This is a genomic window from Pararhizobium sp. LjRoot238 (assembly GCF_964252955.1).
GTDB lineage: Bacteria > Pseudomonadota > Alphaproteobacteria > Rhizobiales > Rhizobiaceae > Pararhizobium.
In genome coordinates this window covers 1-22028 of the sequence record NZ_CAXUPP020000006.1, presented here as the reverse complement: position 1 = coordinate 22028, position 22028 = coordinate 1, and the positions used below count along the sequence as shown (strand labels likewise).

General features: G+C 60.0%; 19 protein-coding genes. 10 read left to right on the top strand and 9 right to left on the bottom strand.

Annotated elements, in window-relative coordinates:
• Positions 1-66 precede the first annotated feature (66 nt).
• Entirely contained in the window at positions 67-1218 is a 1152-nt protein-coding gene (locus ACSQ3F_RS28665) for an efflux RND transporter periplasmic adaptor subunit (RefSeq protein WP_436103548.1), read from the top strand.
• Entirely contained in the window at positions 1215-4388 is a 3174-nt protein-coding gene (locus ACSQ3F_RS28660) for an efflux RND transporter permease subunit (protein ID WP_436103547.1), read from the top strand. Before ACSQ3F_RS28665 ends, ACSQ3F_RS28660 begins: the two co-directional genes overlap by 4 nt.
• A 70-nt stretch (positions 4389-4458) precedes the next feature.
• Here ACSQ3F_RS28660 and ACSQ3F_RS28655 read toward each other — a convergent pair whose 3' ends face one another.
• Together ACSQ3F_RS28655 and ACSQ3F_RS28650 are read right to left on the bottom strand one after the other, a co-directional pair.
• Complete coding sequence (locus ACSQ3F_RS28655) at positions 4459-4863, bottom strand: type II toxin-antitoxin system VapC family toxin (RefSeq protein ID WP_436103546.1); 405 nt, start codon at positions 4861-4863, stop codon at positions 4459-4461.
• Positions 4860-5093 (bottom strand): AbrB/MazE/SpoVT family DNA-binding domain-containing protein, encoded by a 234-nt coding sequence (locus tag ACSQ3F_RS28650; protein ID WP_436103545.1) that lies wholly within the window; start codon positions 5091-5093, stop codon positions 4860-4862. The genes ACSQ3F_RS28655 and ACSQ3F_RS28650 overlap by 4 nt, the downstream gene beginning before the upstream one ends.
• A 463-nt stretch (positions 5094-5556) precedes the next feature.
• Between ACSQ3F_RS28650 and ACSQ3F_RS28645 the strand changes: the two genes are divergently transcribed.
• From ACSQ3F_RS28645 to ACSQ3F_RS28620, 6 genes are read left to right on the top strand one after another with little or no spacing between them, the layout of a single operon-like run.
• A complete protein-coding gene (locus ACSQ3F_RS28645) occupies positions 5557-6543 on the top strand; it encodes a LacI family DNA-binding transcriptional regulator (protein WP_436103659.1) in 987 nt (328 codons plus the stop codon).
• Positions 6544-6583: 40 nt separating this feature from the next.
• Positions 6584-7822, top strand: a complete 1239-nt coding sequence (locus tag ACSQ3F_RS28640; RefSeq protein WP_436103544.1) for an ABC transporter substrate-binding protein — start codon at positions 6584-6586, stop codon at positions 7820-7822.
• Between the two features lie 58 nt (positions 7823-7880).
• On the top strand, positions 7881-8798 hold the full coding sequence (locus ACSQ3F_RS28635) for a carbohydrate ABC transporter permease (RefSeq protein WP_436103543.1): 918 nt from the start codon (positions 7881-7883) through the stop codon (positions 8796-8798).
• Positions 8795-9658: a carbohydrate ABC transporter permease gene (locus ACSQ3F_RS28630; RefSeq protein WP_436103542.1), complete on the top strand. Its 864-nt coding sequence runs from the start codon at positions 8795-8797 to the stop codon at positions 9656-9658. Before ACSQ3F_RS28635 ends, ACSQ3F_RS28630 begins: the two co-directional genes overlap by 4 nt.
• Before the next feature lie 21 nt (positions 9659-9679).
• Positions 9680-11608 (top strand): glycoside hydrolase family 127 protein, encoded by a 1929-nt coding sequence (locus ACSQ3F_RS28625; protein WP_436103541.1) that lies wholly within the window; start codon positions 9680-9682, stop codon positions 11606-11608.
• 1 nt (position 11609) lies between these two features.
• Complete coding sequence (locus ACSQ3F_RS28620) at positions 11610-12713, top strand: ABC transporter ATP-binding protein (protein ID WP_436103658.1); 1104 nt, start codon at positions 11610-11612, stop codon at positions 12711-12713.
• 104 nt (positions 12714-12817) lie between these two features.
• Here the strand turns inward: ACSQ3F_RS28620 and ACSQ3F_RS28615 are convergent, their stop codons facing one another.
• The 4 genes from ACSQ3F_RS28615 to ACSQ3F_RS28600 all read right to left on the bottom strand — a co-directional run bounded on the left by ACSQ3F_RS28615 (position 12818) and on the right by ACSQ3F_RS28600 (position 15743).
• On the bottom strand, positions 12818-12964 hold the full coding sequence (locus ACSQ3F_RS28615) for a hypothetical protein (protein ID WP_436103540.1): 147 nt from the start codon (positions 12962-12964) through the stop codon (positions 12818-12820).
• Complete coding sequence (locus ACSQ3F_RS28610; RefSeq protein WP_436103539.1) at positions 12961-13731, bottom strand: slipin family protein; 771 nt, start codon at positions 13729-13731, stop codon at positions 12961-12963. The genes ACSQ3F_RS28615 and ACSQ3F_RS28610 overlap by 4 nt, the downstream gene beginning before the upstream one ends.
• Positions 13728-15128: an NfeD family protein gene (locus ACSQ3F_RS28605; RefSeq protein WP_436103657.1), complete on the bottom strand. Its 1401-nt coding sequence runs from the start codon at positions 15126-15128 to the stop codon at positions 13728-13730. Before ACSQ3F_RS28605 ends, ACSQ3F_RS28610 begins: the two co-directional genes overlap by 4 nt.
• A 186-nt stretch (positions 15129-15314) precedes the next feature.
• The gene (locus tag ACSQ3F_RS28600; RefSeq protein ID WP_436103538.1) at positions 15315-15743 is read right to left on the bottom strand and encodes an integrase core domain-containing protein; all 429 of its coding nucleotides are present in this window, start codon (positions 15741-15743) and stop codon (positions 15315-15317) included.
• A 94-nt stretch (positions 15744-15837) separates the two neighbouring features.
• On the opposite strand from ACSQ3F_RS28600, the gene ACSQ3F_RS28595 reads away from it, so the two are divergent.
• Positions 15838-16350, top strand: a complete 513-nt coding sequence (locus tag ACSQ3F_RS28595; protein WP_436103537.1) for a hypothetical protein — start codon at positions 15838-15840, stop codon at positions 16348-16350.
• A gap of 298 nt (positions 16351-16648) precedes the next feature.
• Here the strand turns inward: ACSQ3F_RS28595 and ACSQ3F_RS28590 are convergent, their stop codons facing one another.
• From ACSQ3F_RS28590 to ACSQ3F_RS28580, 3 genes are all read right to left on the bottom strand, one after another.
• The gene (locus ACSQ3F_RS28590) at positions 16649-17449 is read right to left on the bottom strand and encodes an ATP-binding cassette domain-containing protein (RefSeq protein ID WP_436103536.1); all 801 of its coding nucleotides are present in this window, start codon (positions 17447-17449) and stop codon (positions 16649-16651) included.
• The gene (locus ACSQ3F_RS28585; protein WP_436103535.1) at positions 17442-19697 is read right to left on the bottom strand and encodes an ABC transporter permease; all 2256 of its coding nucleotides are present in this window, start codon (positions 19695-19697) and stop codon (positions 17442-17444) included. Before ACSQ3F_RS28585 ends, ACSQ3F_RS28590 begins: the two co-directional genes overlap by 8 nt.
• 85 nt (positions 19698-19782) lie before the next feature.
• A complete protein-coding gene (locus tag ACSQ3F_RS28580; protein ID WP_436103534.1) occupies positions 19783-20865 on the bottom strand; it encodes a substrate-binding domain-containing protein in 1083 nt (360 codons plus the stop codon).
• A gap of 578 nt (positions 20866-21443) precedes the next feature.
• Here ACSQ3F_RS28580 and ACSQ3F_RS28575 point away from each other — a divergent pair.
• A partial coding sequence (locus tag ACSQ3F_RS28575; RefSeq protein WP_436103533.1) for an EAL domain-containing protein occupies positions 21444-22028 on the top strand: 585 nt, incomplete at its 3' end.

Below are 22028 nucleotides of genomic sequence, written 5' to 3'. Positions count from 1 at the left end.
TACATGACTTTTTCCGTGCGTCCGCACCGGAACGACACGTTTGATGCGCCTAGAGAGGACTTGCACATGCTCAGAAACTGGCTGGTTCCGGCGATACTGCTTTTCTCCACGGCTCTGTCCGCAACCCCGTCCTCAGCTCAGGAACAACAGACGCCCGCTGTCACGGTGGCCAAGCCGGTTGTTCGCGATGTCGTCGACGTCGATGAGTTCATCGGCCGCTTCGAAGCCGTCGATGAAGTGACGGTCCGGTCGCGGATCGGCGGTTATCTCGATCAGGTCGATTTCACCGACGGCGCCATGGTGAAGAAGGGCGATCAGCTTTTCATCATCGACCAGCGGCCGTTTCAGACTGCGCTCGACGTCGCCACCTCATCCCTTGAAGTTGCGAAATCCACGCTCGTCTTCGCCGAAGCCGAATTCACACGCACGGAATCGCTCGTTCAGAAGGGAACGCTTCCGGTCTCCACCCTTGACGACCGCCGTCGCGAGCTCCGGTCGGCGCAGGCCAATCTGCGCGGCGCGGAAGCGAGCCTCGCCAGGGCGGAGCTCGACCTCGAATACACGAAGATCATTGCACCGCTGGCCGGTCGTATCGATCGCCGGCTGGTTTCGGTCGGCAATCTCGTGCAGGCCGACCAAACTTCGCTGACGACGATCGTCTCGCTCGATCCCATCGACTTCTATTTCGACGTCGACGAACGCCGCCTGCTCAACTACGCTCGCCAGGCGCGCGAGCACGGGAGCAACCTGCAGGAGGGCGGCGGGTCGCTCGATGTCTATGTGACCATCGCCGATTCCACGGAGAAACCCTTCAAGGGCAAGCTCGATTTCGCCGAAAACCGCGTCGACCAGGAAACCGGCACGATGCGGGTGCGCGCCCGCTTCGACAATTCGAATTTCGTGCTGCAGCCAGGCCTTTTCGGCCGCGTCGAAGTCAGCGCTTCCAACACCTACAAGGGCATCCTCATTCCGGATGACGCGATCGGCTCCGACCAGGATCAGCGGGTGGTCTATGTCGTTGCCGAGGACGGCAGCTTTACGACGAAACCGGTGCGGCTTGGACCGAGGCTCTACGGCTATCGCGTCATTCGCGAGGGCATGACCGGTGACGAGACCATCGTCGTCAACGGGCTGACGCGGCTGCGGCCCGGCGTGGTCGTCGACCCGCAAATGATCACGCTGCCGCCCGAAGCCGCCGCGACGGAGAACGGCCAATGAAATTTGCCCATTTCTTCGTGGACAGGCCGATTTTCGCGTCGGTCCTGTCGATCGTCCTTTTGATCGTCGGCGGCATCGCATATTTCCAGTTGCCTGTCGCGCAATATCCGGAAATCGCACCGCCGACCATCGTCATCCGAACGGCCTATCCGGGTGCCGATGCCGAGACGATCGCCAACACGGTCTCGACCCCGCTCGAGCAGGAAATCAACGGCGTCGAGGACATGCTCTACATGTCCTCCTATTCGACCGCCGACGGTTCAATGGCGCTAACGGTCACCTTCAAGCTCGGCACCGACCTCGACAAGGCGCAGGTGCTGGTCCAGAACCGCGTCTCGATCGCCGAACCAAGGTTGCCGGAAGAAGTTCGCCGCATCGGCGTCACCACGGCCAAGAGCTCGCCCGACCTGATGATGGTCGTGCACCTGCTGTCGCCGAACGACCGCTACGACCAGCTCTACGTCTCCAACTATGCCCGCACCCGCGCCCGCGACCTGCTGGTGCGCCTCGACGGCGTCGGCGACGTCATCCTGTTCGGCGAGCGCGAGTTTGCGCTGCGCATCTGGCTCGATCCGGAAAAGCTCGCCTCCTACGGCATGACCTCCGGCGACGTCGTGCAGTCGCTGCGCGACCAGAACGTCCAGGTCTCCGGCGGCTCGATCGGCGGACCGCCGAACGCGGGCACCAATGCGTTCCAATACACCGTCACCACCGAGGGCCGCTTCAGCGACGCCCGCCAGTTCCGCTATGTCATCGTGAAAGCAACGGAAAGCGGCCGTCTCGTGCAGCTGCAGGACGTTGCCCGCATCGAGCTCGGCGCCAAGGATTATGTCACCAACAGCTACCTGAACGGCAAGGCGGCCGTCGCCATGGGCATCTTCTCGCGGCCGGGCACGAATGCGCTCGACGCCGCCGAGGAAATCAAGGCGACGATGGAAAGACTTTCCAAGGATTTCCCACCGGGCCTCGAATACACCATCGTCTACAACCCGACGGAATTCATCTCGGAGTCGATCAACGAGGTCTACAAGACCATTCTCGAGGCCGCCATTCTCGTTGCCATCGTGGTGCTCGTCTTCCTGCAGTCCTGGCGCACGGCGCTGATCCCGATCATCGCCATTCCCGTGTCGCTGATCGGCACCTTCGCGCTGCTGCTGGCCTTCGGTTTCTCGCTCAACATGCTGACGCTGTTCGGCCTGGTGCTGGCGATCGGTATCGTCGTCGACGACGCGATCGTCGTCGTCGAAAACGTCGAGCGCAATCTGGCCAAGGGCATGACGCCCAAACAGGCCTCGCATGTGACGATGGACGAGGTCGGCACCGCCGTCATCGCCATCTCGCTCGTTTTGATCGCCGTCTTCGTGCCGACGGCCTTCATCCCGGGTATTTCCGGGCAGTTTTACCTGCAGTTCGCCGTCACCATTTCGGTGGCGACCGCGATCTCGGCGCTCAACTCGCTGACCCTCTCGCCGGCGCTCGCGGCACTGATCCTGCGTCCGCATGAGGAACATCACGAAACGCGCAACCCGTTCACGCGCGTCGGCCGCGGCCTTGCCAACGGCTTCAACACCGGTTTCGACCGGATGACCCACGGATACTCCTGGGTCGTCCGCCATCTCGTCTCGACGAAGATTGCGCTCGGCGCCAGCCTGATCGTCTTTTTCGGATTGCTGGCGGGCACCTGGTATATGGCGCAGATCGTGCCGCGCGGCTTCGTGCCGACGATGGACCAGGGCTATGCGATCGTCGTCGTGCAACTGCCCGAAGGCGCCTCGCTTGCCCGCACGGACGCGGTGGTAAAGAAGGCGACCGAGATGATCCGCAAGGTGCCGGGCATCAAGGATGCGGTTTCGTTCGCCGGTTTCAACGGCGCAACCTTCACCAACGCCTCGAATTCCGGCGTCATCTTCACACCCTTCGCGTCCTTCGAGGAACGCCTGGAGCGTGGGCAGAGCGCCGATCAGATCATCGGCCAGCTCTACGGCACGATGCAGGCCATCCAGGAAGCCTTCATCATTGCCGTGCCGCCGCCGTCGATCCGCGGCATCGGCAATTCCGGTGGTTTCAAGATGCAGATCGTCGATCGCGAAAGCTCCGACATGCGCCGCGCGCTCGGGCTTGCCTATCAGATGATGGGTGCCGCCAACCAGACGGAAGGGCTGACGGGCGTCTTCACCACCTTCTCCGCTTCCAGCCCGCAATATTTCCTGGCGGTCGACCGTGACAAGGCGCGGGCGCTGAACGTGCCGATCCCCAACATCTTCGAGACGCTGTCGATCAACCTCGGCACCTCCTATGTCAACGACTTCAATGCCTTCGGCCGCGTCTATCAGGTGCGGGCGCAGGCCGACCAGCAATACCGGCTGGAGCGTGAGGACATTCTCAACCTGAAAGTCCGCTCGGCAGCCGGCGCCCTCGTGCCGCTCGGAACACTGGTCGATATCAGGGATATGACCGGCCCGGCACTCGTCCAACGCTACAACATGTATGTGTCGGTGCCGCTGCAGGGCAATCCTGCCCCCGGCGTATCGACGGGCACTGCGCTCGACAAGATGGAGGCACTGGCCGCACAAATCCTGCCGCCGGGCACAGGCTTCGAATGGACGGATCTCGCCTTCCAGGAGCGCAACACCGGCAACACGGCGATCTTCATCTTCGCGCTATCGGTCATCTTCGTCTTCCTGGCGCTGTCGGCCCAGTATGAAAGCTGGATACTGCCGCTGGCGATCATCCTCGTCGTGCCGATGGCCGTGCTTGCAGCTCTGGTCGGCGTGCATCTCAGGGGTTTGGACAACAACATCCTGACGCAGATCGGCTTGATCGTTCTGATCGGCCTTGCGGCGAAGAACGCGATCCTGATCGTCGAGTTCGCCCGCCAGGCGCAGGATGACGGAATGAACCCCGTCAAAGCCGCGATCGAGGCGAGCCGGCTCCGGCTGCGGCCGATCCTGATGACCGCCTTTGCCTTCATCCTCGGTGTCGTGCCGCTGATGATCGCCACCGGCCCGGGTGCCGAAATGCGCCAGTCGCTTGGCACCGCCGTCTTCTCCGGCATGCTCGGCGTCACCATTCTCGGCCTGTTCCTGACCCCGGTCTTCTACGTCGCCCTGCGCTCTTTCCGCTACAAGCCGAAAGAGAAGCCCGTGGCGCCGGAAGCCGGCATGATCTGATTACCGGAGGCCGGACAGCCCCTGCCCGGCCATCGCCACGTAAAACTTCAGCCGCTGGCGCCCGACCGCTCTACCGGTCGGGCGTAATCAGCTTTACCGTCGGAAAATAGGTCCGATAGCGCGCCGTATCCCGTGTCAGCAGGTCCAGCTGGTCAACGGCGGCGTGCGCGCCAATGAAGAAATCCGGCAGGACGCCGGCGCGCGAACCGCCCGCCTTGCGGTACTTCTGGAACACTTTTCCGGCGAGAAACAGCGCGGATCGAGGCAGGGCCGCCATTTCGAGACCGGCCGCGGCGAGAAAGGCTTCCAGCCGTTCGATCCGCTCGTAGCGCACCGCAAGCTCGGCGTAGACGACGTCATTGATCAGCAGCGGGCCGCGCAATGCTGCCGCTTCCAGTTGTTCGATCGACCAGTCCGCCCAGTTCGGATCGTCCGTCACCACGTCGAGCAGGACGTTCGTGTCGACAAGGGTCACTCGTCACCGCGCGTCAGCGCCATGATGGCGTCGGTGCTCAGTCCCTTTCCGGCATGCCCGCGCAGCCTGCTGAAGCGGCTTGCAGGCCGTTTTTCGTCCACCCGCGTCAAAACCACGGTGCCGTCCGCAGCACGCTGAAAATCCACCCGCGTTCCCGGCACGATCCCAAGGAAATCCCGCACCGGTTTCGGAATGGTCACTTGGCCTTTCGTCGTTACTTTCGCGCTCATCATCAACCTCGGTAAGGATTGCTGAAATTAAGGTATTACATCGGGCGACCGACTTCAAGACACGGTGCGACCTGTTTCGCTCCCGGACGCTCCTTGCCGCGTGCCGCTCATCCCCACCCCAAAAACCTGTGCCATTCTTACGCCGCCCCGTCATCGGCATTGCACATACCCTAACGGAGCAGGATGTCGGCGATGCCTCACAGATGGAACCGCATCAGCAACTCATTGACTGCGCTGATGGCCACACCTGTCTGCCATTTGTCTGCCAGAACCGGATAATCGATCACACCGGCATAAAGAGGCAGGAAGTCGCGATATCAGCATTCCAAAACATCCTAATGGCGAAAAAGAATGTCAAGTGAGAAAACCTTTTCTCACTTGACATTTTTCATGGTAAAAGCTTTTCTCCTTCCAACAAAGGGAGGAAGTGCTGGATACCGGAGGAGCGAAAAAGCGCATAACCATTCATGACGTTGCGGCGGCGGCGGGCGTGAGCATTTCGACTGCGTCGAAAGCGCTGAACAACAAGGGACGCATGGGAGACGAAACGCGTGAACGCGTGAAGCGGGTCGCAAGCGACATCGGCTTTCGCCCGAACGCGCTCGCCCGCGGCCTGCTCAGCAAGCGCAGCTTCACCATCGGCCTTTTGACCAACGACACATACGGCCGCTTCACCCTGCCGGTGATGGCCGGCATCTCGGAGGCATTGGTCGATCATGGGGTTTCGGTTTTCCTCTGCGCCATCGAGGACGATCCGGCGCTCGGGCAGATTCATGTCGAGGCAATGCTCGACAAGCAGGTGGATGGTATCATCGCCACCGGCAAACGGCTCGACAAACGGCTGCCGGTCGATCTCTCCAACCTGCCGGTTCCGGTGGTCTATGCCTTCACCGAGGGGACGCCGAACAGCGTGACGTTCCGATCGGACGACGCCCAAGGCGCAAGGCTGGCGGTGGAATGGCTTTTGAAGATCGGGCGCAACCGGATCGTGCATGTCACCGGGCCGCAGGAATTCTTTTCCGTGCGGGAGCGCGCCGGCGCCTATCGCGAGGCCGCCGGTGAAGGCGAACCGGTCATGTATGGCGTCTGGTCCGAAAGCTGGGGCCATGATGCGATCGAGGAGATCTGGAAGAACCTGGGAGAAAAACCGGACGCACTCCTCTGCGGCAACGACCAGATCGCGCGCGGAGCAGTCGATGCCTTGCGCGAGCGCGGCATCAAGGTGCCTGAGGATGTGTCCGTCATCGGCTTCGACAATTGGGAGATTGTCGCGGCCCAGACACGGCCACCACTGACGACGGTCGATATGGAGCTGAAGGAACTCGGGCGGCAGGCGGGACTGACCGTGCTGGCGCTGGCGGAGGGACGGCCGGTCGAGCCGGGCGTGAGGAAACTGCCATGCCGGCTGGTTGTCCGGCAGTCATGCGGGGGCAACATCCCGAGGGAATAAGCAAAGGCGCGAGGAGATGCGCCATATTGGGAGGAATATCATGATCAAGCGTCTATTGGCAGCGACCAGCATCGCTACCCTGTGCCTGGTGTCCGGCGCATCGGCCGCCGAAAAGGTCGAAATGTGGGTTCGTACCGGCATCGGCGAAGCCTTCAAGAAGGCCGTCGAATCCTACAACTCCAGCCACGAGAACCAGGTCTCGATGACCGAGGTGCCGTTCTCGGAACTGGTGCAGAAATATGCGACGGCGATCGCCGGCGGACAGGCGCCCGACGCCCTTTCGATGGACCTCATCTACAATCCCGCCTTTGCGGCGGCCGGCCAGCTCGAAGACCTGACGGACTGGGCGAAATCGCTGCCCTATTTCAATTCGCTATCGCCGTCGCATGTCAAACTCGGCACCTATGAGGACCACATCTACGGCCTGCCGCTTTCCGTCGAGACGTCGGTCTTCGCCTGGAACAAGGACCTCTACAAGAAAGCCGGTCTCGACCCGGAAAAAGCGCCGGCGACCTGGGATGAAATCACCGCCAATGCGGAGAAGATCCGGGCGCTGGGTGACGATACCTACGGCTTCTATTTCTCCGGCGGCGGTTGCGGCGGCTGCATGATCTTCACCTTCTCCCCGCTCGTCTGGGGTTCCGGCGCCGACATCCTGTCGGCCGACAGCAAGACGGCAACGCTCGATACGCCGCAAATGCGCAAGGCTGTCGATATCTATCGCAACATGGTCAAGAAGGACCTGGTGCCAGCCGGTGCCGCCAGCGACAACGGTGCCAACTTCCTGACCTTCACCAACGGCAAGATCGGCCAGCAGAGCATTGGCGCCTTTGCCATCGGATCGCTGGTGACCGAGCATCCTGATATCAACTTCGGCGTGACGCTGATCCCCGGCGCCGCGGGCGGAACATCCTCCTTCGCCGGCGGCGACAATTTCGTCATCACCAAGGGCACGCCGAAGATCGACGCCGTCAAGGAATTCCTCGAATATATCTATTCCGAGGACGGCCAAAAGATCATGGCGAAATATGGCAGTCTGCCGACGCGCGGCGATATCGCCGATAAGGTGCTGGAAGGTCTCGATCCCCGGCTGCAGGTGGGTATCCAAGCCATTTCCGTCGCCAAGACGCCCTATACGCTGCAGTTCAACGACCTGATCAACAGCGCCAACGGTCCCTGGGCGAGCTTCACCAACGCAGCCATTTTCGGTGATGACGTGGATGGTGCTTTTGCCAATGCGCAGAGCGAGATGCAGTCGATCATCGACAGTGGCCAGTAATCTCTCAAAAGCCCGCCTTCCGGCCAAATTTTTTTAAAAACGAATGCGGAGCATTTCGATGACCGGTTTCGGTTCGAAGGACCTATTGTCCCGACGCAGGCGACGGCGCAGATCGGGTTGGCGCGGCTTGATGTACATCGCGCCGGCGATGGCGCTCGTCATCCTGTTCTTCGTCATGCCGGTCATCTTCACCGGATGGATGAGCCTGCACAACTGGCCGCTGATGGGCGGCACGCGTTGGATCGGCTTCAAGAACTATGTCCGCATGTTTCACGACGCCCGCTTCATGTCGGCGCTGCAATTCACGGCCTGTTATACCGTCATCGTCACTATCGCGATCTTCGCCGTCGCCTTTCCGCTGGCGATCTTCGTGGAAAAACAACGGCGCTTCGTCAGCGCCTACCGCACCATCATCTTCCTGCCCGTTGTTGTCGGCCTGGCAACGGCCTCGCTGCTCTGGGTGTGGCTTGCCAATGTCGATAGCGGCTTCATCGGACCGGCGCTGAGGGCGTTCGGATGGGTGGACAAGAGCCCCAACCTGCTCGCCACCTTCGATAGTGCCTTCCTCACCATCATCGTCATGGTCGTCTGGAAGATCGCCGGCTTCACCATGATCATTCTTCTGACCGGCCTGCAGGCGATTCCATCCGAACTGACGGAAGCCGCCCGTATCGACGGCGCCGGACGCTGGCAGCGCTTCCGGCATCTGACGCTGCCCTTGATGCGCAAGACGATTGCGCTGGCCCTGATTATCTCCGTCACCGGATCGATCCTTGCCTTCGACCAGTTCTACATCATGACCAGCGGCGGACCGCAGAACCGGATGATCTCGGTCGTGTATTACATCTTCAACCAGTCCTTCGTGTCCTTCAATCTCGGCTACGGTGCCGCTCTCTCTATCGCCCTTCTCGCCATTCTGGTCGCGATCAGCATCGTCCAGCTCTGGCTGCTGCGCGTCGGGGAGGAGCGGCCATGAGCCTTTCGAAAGAACGCCGCGCCCGCAAAGCGTTTCGGGCGAAGACGGCCTATCATGCGGCCGGCCTAGCCATCGCGCTGTTTTTCCTGGCGCCCTTCGTCATCACCTTCCTCTCCTCGTTCCGCCATGGGACGGAGGCCCGCCTGCCGCCGCTGCCGCCATGGCCGACGACCGGGGTCAGCCTTGATTCCTACCAGTCCCTCGACAGTTTTGGCGCTGGCATCTGGCAGCATACGATCAACTCGCTGCTGGTGTCGGTCGCGACGGTGGTGCTGACCGTCGCCGTCAGCCTGCTCGCCGGCTATGGCTTCTCGCGCTATCGGTTTCCGCTGAAGAACGTGCTGTTCGTGCTGATCATCGCCACCCTGATGATCCCGTTCCAGTCGATCCTGACGCCGCTGTTCATCATCCTGGCCAAGCTCGGGCTCAACAATTCGCTGCTTGGACTGACACTCGTCTATGTGACGCTGCAGCTTCCCTTCTCTGTCTTCATGATGCGCAACGCCTTCGACGCCGTGCCGAAGGAGATCGAGGAGGCCGCGCGCATCGACGGTGCGCGGGATCTGAGGCTGCTCGTCCGCGTGCTTCTGCCGCTGGTCCTGCCGGGTGTTGCGACTGTCGCAATCTTTGCTTTCCTCAATGCCTGGAACGAATTCCTCGCGGCGCTGATCCTGCTGTCCAGTAACGAGAAATACACGCTGCCTGTCCTGATGATGGCGGTGCGCGCCGGGCGTCTCGGCGCCGTCAACTGGGGCGCCGTGCAAGCCGGTGTCGCCGTCATGACGGTCCCCTGCCTAGTCGTCTTCCTGCTTCTGCAACGCTACTACATGCGTGGGCTGATGGCCGGCGCGGTGAAATGACCTCAAGAAATGGATGAAGCCATGAACAGGACGAAGAGAGACCGCCAGTTCCGCCCCCTGCCCGTGCCCAGTGTCGATATCCAGGGACTGTTCGGCGACCGCCAGGACGCGATCTGCGATACTACCGCCGAAACGCTGCTCGACCGCTGCGTCGAGGCCGGCATGGTGCGTGCGATCGACATGAGCCAGCCGAGCCCCGGCGTTGTCATACCGATCCAGCCCTGGGGCGGCACCACGCAGATGTTCTGGGACAGCGACCTCGGCAAGTCGATCGAGACGGTTGCCTATTCGCTCTACCGCCGGCCCAATCCGAAGCTCGAGGCCCGCGTCGACGAAATCATTGACATGTACGAGAAGATGCAGGACGCGGATGGCTATCTGAACGCTTGGTTCCAGCGCGTCCAGCCCGGCCGCCGCTGGACCAACCTGCGCGACCATCACGAACTCTATTGCGCCGGTCACCTGATCGAAGGCGCCGTCGCCTATTTTCAAGCGACAGGGAAGCGTAAGCTGCTCGACGTTATGTGCCGCTGTGCCGACTACCTGATCAAGGTTTTCGGCTATGGCGAGGGACAGAAACGCGGCTATTGCGGCCATGAGGAAATCGAACTGGCGCTGGTGAAACTGGCACGCGTGACTGGCCAGAAGAAATATCTCGATCTGTGCAAGTTCTTCATCGACGAGCGAGGGGCCGAGCCGCACTACTTCACCGAGGAAACGATCCGCGACGGACGCGACCCCGCCAACTTCATTCAGAAGACCTATGAGTATAGTCAGTCGCACGAGCCGGTGCGCGATCAGAAGAAGGTCGTCGGCCACGCCGTGCGCGCCATGTATCTCTATTCCGGCATGGCAGACGTCGCCACGGAATATAACGACGACAGCCTGACCGCCGCGCTGGAAACCCTTTGGGACGACCTGACGACCAAGCAGATGTATGTGACCGGCGGTATTGGTCCGGCGGCGTCCAACGAAGGCTTCACTGACTACTATGACCTGCCCAACGAAAGCGCCTATGCCGAGACCTGCGCCTCCGTTGGCCTGGTCTTCTGGGCCAATCGCATGCTCGGCCGCGGTCCGAACCGGCGCTATGCCGACATCATGGAACAGGCGCTCTATAACGGCGCCATGTCTGGGCTGTCGCTCGACGGCAAGACCTTCTTCTACGAAAATCCGCTCGAAAGCGGTGGCAAGCATCACCGCTGGGTCTGGCATCATTGCCCTTGCTGCCCGCCGAATATCGCCCGCCTTCTCGCTTCCATCGGCTCCTATATGTATGCCTTGGCGGAAGACGAGATCGCCGTGCATCTCTACGGGGAGAGCACGGCACGCTTCGAAATCGGCGGCGCAAAAATCGAGTTGGCCCAGAAGACCCGCTATCCCTGGGACGGCGCGATCCGTTTCGATATGAAGGCGGACAAGGCGGCTCGTTTCGTCATTTCGCTGCGCATTCCCGAATGGGCCGATGGGTCGACGTTGAAGGTCAATGGCGAGGCCGTGGATCTGGCCAAGGTGACGATCGATGGCTATGCCCGCATTGAGCGGGAATGGAAAAGCGGCGACCATATCGATCTCGATATTCCGCTCGCACCCCGAGCCCTCTTTGCCAATCCGCTTGTGCGCCAGGACGCCGGTCGCACCGCTCTGATGCGCGGCCCGCTGGTTTATTGCGTAGAGGCAGCCGACAATGGCAAGGGGCTGAATGCCATCCAGTTGACCGGCGATCTCTTCAGCGCAAAGACGGCTGAAATCCCCGAACTGCGCGGTGCCGTGGCGCTCGATCTGCCCGTCATGAGCGACGAAGCCGACTGGGGCAGCGCACTTTACCGAACCGCGCCTCCCAAGGCAAAGAAAGGAACGGCGCGGTTTGTGCCCTATCCTTTCTGGGACAACCGGGCGCCGGGCGAAATGCTCGTCTGGGTCAGAGCGGGTGGCCTGAGCGATGAATGAGATGACCGATACCGGTGTTGTGCTGACCGATATCCGCAAGAGCTTCGGCAGCCTGGAGGTCATTCACGGGATCGACCTGACGATCGCGGAGGGTTCCTTCGTGGTCTTTGTCGGCCCGTCCGGATGCGGAAAATCGACGCTTCTGAGGATGATCGCGGGCCTGGAGGACGTCACCGACGGCGAGATCGACATCAAGGGACGCAACGTTACCGATCTCGATCCCTCCGATCGCGGCATCGCCATGGTCTTCCAGTCCTATGCGCTTTACCCGCATATGAGCGTGCGCGAAAACCTAGCCTTCGGGCTGAAGATGGCGCACACGGAAACCGCCAAGATCGAGAGCCGCGTCAAGGCGGCATCGGCGATCCTGAAGATCGACCATCTCTTCGATCGTCGCCCCGGACAGCTCTCAGGCGGCCAGCGCCAGCGTGTGGCGATCGGCCGGGCGATCGTGCGCGAGCCGGATGTATTCCTGTTCGATGAGCCGCTCTCCAACCTGGATGCCGAATTGCGCGTCTCAATGCGCATAGAGATCGCAAGGCTTCACCGCGAACTCGGCAACACGATGATCTACGTAACGCACGACCAGACGGAGGCCATGACGCTGGCCGACATGATCGTCGTCCTGCGCGACGGCCGCGTCGAGCAGACCGGCAGTCCGCGCGAGGTCTATGAAAATCCGGCAAACACTTTCGTCGCTGGCTTCATCGGCTCGCCGCGGATGAACTTGCTGAACGCGGAATGGGTGGGCGATGGATCGATCCGTATCGGCGCAAACCGCATCACTTCGTCGATGGGTGCGCAAAAATTGTCGCCAGGCGATAAACTTACCTTGGGCGTACGACCCGAGCACTTGAGCGTATCCACCAATAGCGAAGGGACGCTCCATGCCAAGGTGGATTTTTATGAGTATCTCGGCGGTACTCAATTTCTCTATTGTCAGCTGGAGGACGGTCAGTCCGTCATCGCCGAATATCGATCGCCGGTCGCGATCAATGCCGGCGACATCGTTTACCTCTCAAGTGAGATCAACCAGCGTCGCTACTTCGACGCCGCGGGACAGCGATTATTCACCCCCTGGCCAATTCTTCCGTCGCATCGCTGAGAAATTTTTCCATCCTTGCCCGCGGCCTCCGCGGGCATTCTTCTTGGCGGTGGATCTCGTGGCGGGCTGATTTCAGTAGTGCCTCCCGCTTCAGGTCGAATGCATCACTCGCGACAACGATGGAAAAGGCGCTCTCCTGTGATCGCAATGGTCTTCCAGGATGCGGCGAAGCGCATCCAGGTCAGAAGGTTCGATGAACGCTCGCGATCAATATCCGGCAGCGAACTGCACCGACGAATCGTGGTCATCATTTAGTTGTGTCCGGCCTGGCGGCCAGGAGGTGAACGAGTTCCATCGGGAAGGGGAATATAATCGTTGAGTTCTTTTCTCCGGCAATGACGTTCAACGCGCTCAAGTAGCGCAACTGCATGGCCAGAGGCTGCCGGGCCAGGATTTCGGCCGCCTCCACCAGCTTCGCTGCGGCCTGCTGCTCGCCCTCGGCATTTATGACTTTCGCGCGCCGCTCGCGTTCGGCCTCCGCCTGGCGGGCGATCGCACGGATCATCGATTCGTTGATGTCGACATGTTTGATCTCGACGTTGGCGACTTTGATACCCCACGCGTCAGTTTGGGTGTCGAGTATTTTCTGGATATCTTCGTTGAGCCTGTCGCGTTCCGAGAGCATCTCGTCGAGATCGTGCTTGCCGAGCACCGAGCGCAACGTCGTCTGGGCAAGCTGGCTCGTGGCCGCCATGAAATCCTCGACCTGAATCGTCGATTTTTCGGGATCGATGACCCTGAAATAAATCACCGCACTGACGCGGACCGAGACGTTGTCACGAGAGATGACGTCCTGGCTGGGTACATCGAGAACGCGCGTCCGCAAATCGACCCGCACCATCTGCTGCACGTAGGGAACAAGCAGGATCAATCCAGGCCCCTTCACGCCGGTGAATCGGCCAAGTGTGAAAACAACTCCGCGCTCATACTCGCGCAGGATCTTGATCGCACTCGCGATGATAACCAGCAATAGGATGATCGCGGCGACATAGAAGATAAAAACTCCAAACATGGTCATGCGCTTTTCTCCCTGCCTTCCAGAGGCCGTTGATCTCTGCGCGGTTTGCGGGCAACCTCCAGCGTTAGCCCCTCTCGAGCGATGACCGTCACATCTTCTCCGGCTGCGAGCCGTTCGGCGGAGACGGCCCTCCAGCGCTCTCCATGGGCGACGATGTAGCCGGTGGTGTCCGTCCAATCGGAAACTTTGCCTGAAATGCCGATCATCTGCTCCGCACCCGTCACGACGGCGTGCCGGCGCGCGGTGAATGCAAGCCGAGCGACAATGAGGCTGAAAGCAAGGCCTGAAATGCCGATGCCAACCAGGACTGGCCAGCTCACTTCCAAATCCGGCACATCCGTATCGAAGAGAATTGTTGCGCCCAGAACGAGCGCGACAGAACCACCGAGGCCCAGGACGCCGAACGTCGGCGTATGCGCTTCCGCAACGAACAGCGTAACAGCAAGGACGACGAGGCCGACTCCCGCGTAACTTACCGGCAGCATGGCCAAAGCATAAAGACCGAGTAAAAGACTTATGCCCCCGACGGTTCCAGGTATCACCGCCCCGGGCGTAAGAAACTCGAAAATCAGGCCGTAGATACCAATGATCATCAGGATGAGTGCCACGTTCGGATCGGCAATGACCGAGAGCAGGCGCGTCCTCCAGTCGGGCTCGACGTTTTGGACGATGAGACCGGTTGTATCGAGCCGTATGTCCGCCTCTCCCACGCGCACCGTACGACCATTGGCTTGCGCCAACAGATCATCAACGGTGGTAGCGGTGAAATCGATGACTTTTTCTCGTTCGGCAGCGGTCGATGAAAGGCTTGCAGCGTCGCGCACCGCCCGTTCTGCCCAGTCGGCATTGCGATTGCGAAGCTCAGCCAGACCCCGAAGATAGGCAGCCGCGTCGTTTACTGCTTTGGCCTCTGTGGTGTTGCGCGGCTGTTGTCCCTTGCCGTCGCGGTTGTCGTCACCGTCGAATCCGCTCCCGCCGAGGGCAATGGGCGTTGCCGCTCCCAAATTGGTGCCTGGCGCCATGGCAGCGATATGGCTGGCATATAAAATGTAAGTGCCGGCGCTGGCCGCGCGCGCGCCACTCGGGGCCACGAAACTCGCGACAGGCACGGACGAGGCAAGGATTGCGCGAATGATTTCTCGCATTGATGTATCGAGGCCGCCGGGTGTGTCCAATTGCAGTACGACCAGCGTCACTTCGCGTTCGTTGGCAAGCTCAAGGCCGCGTTTCACGTAGTCGGCCGACGCCGGGCTGACGGCGCCATTCAATCGCAGAAGTAAGGCGACGCGCTCCGAACCCGCTGTCGGTGCGACGGAAAATAGGGATGCCGAACCCAAGATGAGTGCGAGAGCGAAGATTCGGATTGCTTGTTGGCAAAACCTCCGGGGTCGCACCATCATCCGATAAATATTCATAGCTTCAATATACGCCAGAATCACCAAAAGATAAGGCAGAAGCTTCTTGGCCACCTGCGGCTATCGCACCGTGCACATGAGACTTGGAGGCCGGTCGGCGCCACCAAAATGTATTACTCGTCGTCGAACCCCGGCGTGAATTGGAGTGCGCCCCTACTGCATAATTCCTTAAATCGGAATCGATTTAAGGATAAAATTATGCAGCAGTTTCAAAGTGCTACAGCGTCCTTTGCGCGTCATATTTGACGCGCGGCGCTGTAAGGACGGACAACAATCAGGCCGCCGTTTGCCAGCCTGCCGGTTGTGTTGATCCTCGAGCTGCCGCGGGCTGAGATTGCCGGGCGGCGAATGAAGCCTGCGTGTGTTGTAGACCTCCTCTATGAGGTGGCGCAGGTGTTCAGCAACATCGCTGAACGTTTCGAATGCCATCGGGTAAACCGCTTCAATCTTCAACGTCTTCATGAAGCTTTTAGTCTTGGCGTTGTTGTAGGGATTTCCCCTGCGGTCCATTTTGCCGATCAGATCACCGTCGGCCAATGCATCCAGACAAACCTGAGTGGCGTGTTGTGAGCCGCGGTCGGAGAAGAGCCGTTTCACCTCGTCAGCTTCGGGCCGACTGGGCCAAGAACTTCGATCTTGCTTAACGTTTCTTATTGTAGAGATTCCCACAGTGCCGCTGAGGAGACCTACAATGAAATTGTTCGACTGGCTGATAGGATATAAACCGGCGCCGAAGGGCGTGGCGCGCCAATCGACGGCAGCGCTTCACAACGATCTTCTCGCCATCAATAGAAAAACCGCGCCGTTCATCATTCGTGATGGCAAGCCGGAAGGCGTCGATCTCGTCGCCGAGTGGAAGATCATCGATGCCCGCTGGTACGAACTATTTGCCAAAGCAGGGCTGCAAAGGGTGTTCAAGGTGCTGATGAAATTCGACGTTGCCAATTGCGAAGTCCGTGCCGTCGATCAGGAATGGTCTGTCGAATGGCGCGCCGGTGTGCCCACGCTTGCGTTGAGCGCTGATGCGTTTCGCGGTCGGAAGTGGGAAAAAAGCTTCGGCATGGCCTTCGCCTTCAAGGAGGATTTGTCCTACGGCAAGGTTTACGAATATCGCTTCAATACCGCCGAAATAAAGACGCCCCTAATTAACGCCGCTCACCAGGCCGGCTGGGGTTGGAGAGGTGTGGCGTTCGGGAAATTGTGAGCGCGCGCTTCCATGTGATCAAGCGTTGAAAAGTGACCCTGCCGGGAAATTCCATATTCAATTGAAATCGCAATTATTATTTTTCAACGCAGAGGGGTCCCTGTCAAACGGCCCTTGAACAGCTGCGCGCCACAATCGCGGATGGCGTCACGCGCGTGTCTGCCTCTGTGGCTTCCCAGATTGTCGAGGATGACAATGTCGCCGTGTTTAAGCGTTGTGGCTAGGCGCTGCATGGATCCATGCGGTGAAAGTGATGCCGTCGATGGGGCCGTCGAGCACGGGGGGCACGACGATGCCGTCATGGCGCAATCGATGGAGCAAGGGATCTTGCCTCATCGGCTGTCAGCGCTCTCTCCCGTGTGCCGGAAACGATAATCTCCAGCACTTCATGCTCGTCCGTATTCCTGATGTAGCGGTCGCCGACATACTCACCGCGCTTCAGAACCATGACGCGATCACCCACGGCAAAAATGTCGACAAGGCGGTGTGAGATGATGATCTGGGCAACGCCCTGCTTCTTCAGTTCCAGCATGGTTTCGAGCAGCCGTTCGGTCGCCATCACGGAAAGGTTGGCGGTCGGTTCGTCGAGGATCACGACGCGCGGCTCGAATGAGATCGCGCGGGCAATCGCAACAGATTGCTGGCGGCCGCCCGACAGGCTTTCGACCTTCTGATAGACGGAGTTCACGTCGACTTTGAGACGTTTCAGCACGCTGTCGGCGTCCGCATACATCTTCCGCCGATTGACGAAGGGGCCTTTGAGCGGCCAGCGGCCAAGAAAGATGTTCTGGCCGACGTCCATGTTCCCGCAAAGCGCGAAATCCTGATAGATCATCTCGATGCCGGCGTCGCGACTCTCATGCGGGCTCTTGAAGCGCACCGGTTGCCCGGCCACCAGGATTTCACCGGCATCGCGTTGATAAGCACCGGTCAGGATCTTCATGAGTGTTGATTTTCCGGCCGAATTATCACCGACAAGGCCAAGAATCTCACCAGGGTAAAGCGTGAGATCGACCTTGCGAAGCGCCTGAACGGCTCCGAAGGCTTTTTCGATGCCCCGCATTTCCACGATCGGCGCGGATGGTGTCGCGTCAGCCATGACTACCGTCCCGTGTTGGTGCGCCTCTTGCGAGGCGGGTTTGCAGGCGTCCGAAAATGTTGGTCTGGCGCACCCATATGTCGATCAGCACCGCGACGATCAGGATGATGCCGATGAAGACATTAATCCAGTGCTGCGGCATGCTGAATCCCTGGACGTTAAGTTGCAGGAGCGCCCGGACGAGCGTGATTACTGCCGCGCCTGCAAGCGCACCGATCATGGTGCCGTAGCCGCCGAAGATCGACCCACCGCCGATGATCACGGAAGCGATGGCATCAAGCTCACGAAACTGGCCGGCAACCGGGTTGAAGCTGCGAAAATAAGCGACATTGATGATCCCCGCCATGCTCGCGCAGAGCGCCGCCAACAAGAGCGAGATGAAGCGCGCCCGGTTGGTGTTGATGCCGGCATAGGCGGCGGCGCGGATGTTGCCGCCGGTGGCGCAGACCTTCAACCCGAACGGTGTATACGCAAGAACGATGCCCGCCATCAGCGCCACGAAAAACATCCAGATCGTCTGGACGCTGACGACCTCGGCCACCATGCGAATGATCCCCGGCGGCAGCGAAAGGCCGAAATGGAGGAGAACATCATTCACCTTGCGGCCGAGCAGATTGTAGCCCTCGGGCCAGCCGGTCAGCTGTTGTCCTGCGACGAACCAGGCGGCGAGGCCTCGGGCAATGTAGAACATGCCGAGCGTGGCGACGAAGGCGGGCAGTTTGAAACCGACCGTGACGACGGCATTGACGAAGCCGGCCGCCATCCCGGCGAGGAGGCCCATCGTCACCGCGGTGAGTGGGTCGGCGCCCAGCACCTTCAGGAAATAGGCTGCGGTGCTGCCGGCAAGGGCGAGCACCGCGCCTACGGAGAGATCGATATCGCCGGCAGCGATGACATAGGTGAGCCCGACCGTAATGAGCGCCAGCTCGGTGTAGTTGAGCAGGATAGCGAAGGTGTTGGACAGGTTCCACCAGTAGTCCGGCCTCAGCGCGAAGCCCGTTAGCCACAACACGGCTGTCAGGATAATGGCAAGCGCGTCGCGGCGCGCGAGAAAACTGCCGAACCCCGTGGCAGAGAGTGCGATGTCGGTCGCCATCGCCCCCTTGGTCTGGACACCCTCAAGCGCTACCCCGCCCATCTCGTAGGCCGGCGGCGGTGGCTGGCCGCGGAGCCACGCCCAAAGCCGGGCAGCGATCTGGCGCCGAATGAGGTAGGGTTCAATGAGCACGGCGATGACAAGAAGCAGCCCAAGGAAAACCAGTACCGCACCCGCGGGCAAGGTGAACTTGGCGCCGACTGCGATGTTTTCACCGTCGATAAGGACGATGCGCGTGATTGGCCACCCCTCGCGCAACACCTTGTCGATCAGGACGACGACCGCCGCGCCAAGGCAGGAACCGATCACACGGCCGCGGCCGCCTAGGATCGATGCCCCACCGATAATGACGGATGCGATAACGGTGAGCTCCCAGCTGACGCCGTAGAGAGGGGTCACACCCTTGTCCTGCGCTGCCGACAACAGGGCCGCAAGGGTCGCGCAAAGCGACGAGATCAGGTACGCGCGGATGCGCACCCAGCGCGTGCGAATGCCCGCATAGGCCGCCGCCTGCTCGTTGCCCCCAGTGGCGAAGGTCTCGTAGCCCCAACGGGTTTTGGCGAGCACACAAGCACCGACGATGGCGACGACTGCGAAGATCGCGATTTGGTTATTGAAGCCGAAGACATTCGTCTCGCCCAGGTGGAAGAAAACCGCATAGTCCTTCGCCTTGTCGGAATAGTAGATCGCCTGACCATGCGTCAGCGCGAGCACGAAGCCGCGGCCGATGAAAAGGATCGTCAGCGTCGCAATGAACGCCGGCACTTTCAGGGTAGTCACGAGCACGCCGTTGACCAGGCCAATCACCGTGCCCAAAAGCACGCAGAGGATCACCGACGTGATGAGGTCGAAATCGAGAAAACTCGGCGCAAAAAGCCTGGCGAAAACCACCGCGACCAGACCGTAGGTGGACCCAACCGAGAGATCGATGTCCCTGTTGGCGATGACGAAAGTCATTCCAACCGCGATGATCCCCACGCGCGACGTGTCGCGCAGTAGCGCGTGAAGGGCCTCCGTCGATCCGAAGAAGGCCGGATTAACGAGAGCCCCGCCGAAGTAGAGTAGCGCAAGGAATATGATGAGTCCGGCCTCCCAGCCGCCGACGAGCTGGGGCGGCGCGCGGCCGAGCGATGTCGTCGTGGTGAGCTCCATAGGTTTCTACCGACCGATCCTTGCTTTTGCGCGGCGGGACGGCTCGTGCCCTCCCGCCTTGATTTTCAGACGTTTCGATCGGAAATCAGTTCTCGAAGCGCTTGCCGACGTTTGCGACCGTATCCTTCGTGACCAGTTGGGCGCGCGTGTCGAGATTGGCAGCCGCGATGCCGCGATCGATCTGCAGATAAAGCTGCATGACAGGCCAGAAGCCCTGCAAGAAGGGCTGCTGTCCGAGCGAGCCAGTCAGATTCCCGGACGAGATGCCCTCCTGCTGCGTTGGACCGAGGTCGAAACCATAGGCACAGAACTTGCCGGTCCATCCCATCTGGGCAACCGCCTTGACAAGCGGCGGCGTAAAGACGTTGTTGGCTGTAAAGGCGCCGACCACGTCACCACGGGACTCGAAGAGCGAAACAAGGGCATTGACCGGGTCGTTCGGGTTCGTGTCAATGCCGACGTTCTCCGGACCGGCGTCAACCTTGAAGGCCTCGAGCTTGCCGGCGTCCTTCAACGTCTTCACGATTGCATTGAAGGCGGCCGTGACGCGGTTGTTCACCTCAATATTGCCCATGGCGGTGGAGGACGGCAGCACGATCGAGCCGCTGGACTTGCCGCTTGCAAGCACGCAGTTGGCGAGCGCCTCGCCGCCGATTGCCGCGGCCGACGCGTCCTGACCGGTGTGGCTTATCCCGCTCCGGTGCAGGATGGTGTCATCGAACGAGTTGGTCGTCGCGACCGGGATGCCAGCCGCCTCGGCGGCCTTGACGATGTCGTTGTAGGCGCCGACCTGCGGCGTCGTCATAATGATGCCGTCGATGGTCGGATCCTGAACGATCTGGTTCAGGATTTCGATCTCGCGGGCGGGATCATCCACCGGCGATTCCGAACCGAGCAGCAGGATCCTGGCACCGATCATGTTGCCGGCGACGGTTGCGCCGACATAGACAGGGTCAAAGAAACCATTGCCTGCTGTGTGCGTCACGATCGCAAAGGTCAAATGACCGTCAGCCGAATGGAAATCCTTCGTGCCGGGGGCCTCCTTGGCGGCTTCCTCGAAATTGTAACCGCCAACCGCTTTCTCGACGCTACCCGATTGCGCGAATGCATGCGGGATGCCGAGCGATAACGCCGTGGCCGATGCCGCGTACAACAATATCCGCTTCATGATTGGTCCTCCCTTGAAATCAAGGGACGAAAGCCGTTCGAGCGCAATTTATCGAGAGTGGGGCCGAGGGCTTCCTCCCATTTTTTAATTTTCCGCGCAATTCTGGTTCAAGTAAAGGGAAACCAATCGCACTTGTGAATTTGTTCGCTTTGGAAGCGTCCGATAACAGTTTTTGAATGGCCGGTGACAGGTGCCATGCCTTTGAGTCGTCATAGGTGTGCTGGATATGCGGCTCATAGCATTGGTTTCCAGCATTTGACCACGGATGTACTGGCACTTGCTGTTGAGACGGGTCGGAGCGGTCGGGTCGTTACCTGGCTTTTTTTGATGCTGTCGACTCTCTCGCGCTATCCTTCACCGACGGGATCGGAGAGCGCGACAGCATGTCCATGTGATGCCCCTTCCGGCGGAGCAAGTCTAACCCCAAAGGGCGGCTACCAATGATTGTGCACTTACTGCGAGCTAAATTGCGCTGATTGCAAACCAGTCTCTATTGCGACAGGCCTGCCTTTGCCCCATTGTGAGTATATTATTCACTGTGCAATCGGAATGATATTCATATTGGGACGGTTCAAAACATGAAGGTTGAGAAATTCAACAACGTCACCGGCGCCGTCGAGCAAGCAATGCAGAATGGTCGGATCGGATTTGCCCTGCAACAGGTAAACGCAGTAGATGATTCCAGAATTGTACTTTATTCTGAATGCCTAGGAAGACTCATCGAGCCTGACGGAACAATAAGAACGGCAGGAGAATTTTTAGAATTTCTCGACGCCGCCAGAAATTCTCCCACCTTTGAGCGGCATATCCTAAGCCTCGCTTTTGACTGGTTGTCTTGCCACCCATCAGATGTTTTGGGTTGTAATATCTCAGCCGAAAATATCTCCGATCCACAAAACTGGGCCGCTCTTTATGAGTTGCTTTTCCAGCACCGCTTACTCGCGTCACGTCTCGTTTTAGAGATAACCGAAAGTTTGCCGATTACGGAACTCTTCGTCGCTGCAGAGCTGCTTCAGACCATTCGGGTACTGGGATACAAGATCGCGGTGGATGATTTTGGAACAGGTTACTCAACCGCCGAATCACTGTTGTCCATTCCCGTCGACATTGTGAAGATTGACGCATTTTTCGTCCGGCACCGGCGCGATGATTCAGAGCGTTTC

Coding starts and splice junctions, on each gene's coding strand:
- ACSQ3F_RS28665 (WP_436103548.1), top strand. CDS start 67: ATGCTCAGAAACTGGCTGGTTCCGGCGATACTGCTTTTCTCCACGGCT.
- ACSQ3F_RS28660 (WP_436103547.1), top strand. CDS start 1,215: ATGAAATTTGCCCATTTCTTCGTGGACAGGCCGATTTTCGCGTCGGTC.
- ACSQ3F_RS28650 (WP_436103545.1), bottom strand. CDS start 5,093: ATGAGCGCGAAAGTAACGACGAAAGGCCAAGTGACCATTCCGAAACCG.
- ACSQ3F_RS28640 (WP_436103544.1), top strand. CDS start 6,584: ATGATCAAGCGTCTATTGGCAGCGACCAGCATCGCTACCCTGTGCCTG.
- ACSQ3F_RS28635 (WP_436103543.1), top strand. CDS start 7,881: ATGACCGGTTTCGGTTCGAAGGACCTATTGTCCCGACGCAGGCGACGG.
- ACSQ3F_RS28630 (WP_436103542.1), top strand. CDS start 8,795: ATGAGCCTTTCGAAAGAACGCCGCGCCCGCAAAGCGTTTCGGGCGAAG.
- ACSQ3F_RS28625 (WP_436103541.1), top strand. CDS start 9,680: ATGAACAGGACGAAGAGAGACCGCCAGTTCCGCCCCCTGCCCGTGCCC.
- ACSQ3F_RS28620 (WP_436103658.1), top strand. CDS start 11,610: ATGACCGATACCGGTGTTGTGCTGACCGATATCCGCAAGAGCTTCGGC.
- ACSQ3F_RS28615 (WP_436103540.1), bottom strand. CDS start 12,964: ATGATGACCACGATTCGTCGGTGCAGTTCGCTGCCGGATATTGATCGC.
- ACSQ3F_RS28610 (WP_436103539.1), bottom strand. CDS start 13,731: ATGACCATGTTTGGAGTTTTTATCTTCTATGTCGCCGCGATCATCCTA.
- ACSQ3F_RS28605 (WP_436103657.1), bottom strand. CDS start 15,128: ATGGTGCGACCCCGGAGGTTTTGCCAACAAGCAATCCGAATCTTCGCT.
- ACSQ3F_RS28595 (WP_436103537.1), top strand. CDS start 15,838: ATGAAATTGTTCGACTGGCTGATAGGATATAAACCGGCGCCGAAGGGC.
- ACSQ3F_RS28590 (WP_436103536.1), bottom strand. CDS start 17,449: ATGGCTGACGCGACACCATCCGCGCCGATCGTGGAAATGCGGGGCATC.
- ACSQ3F_RS28585 (WP_436103535.1), bottom strand. CDS start 19,697: ATGGAGCTCACCACGACGACATCGCTCGGCCGCGCGCCGCCCCAGCTC.
- ACSQ3F_RS28580 (WP_436103534.1), bottom strand. CDS start 20,865: ATGAAGCGGATATTGTTGTACGCGGCATCGGCCACGGCGTTATCGCTC.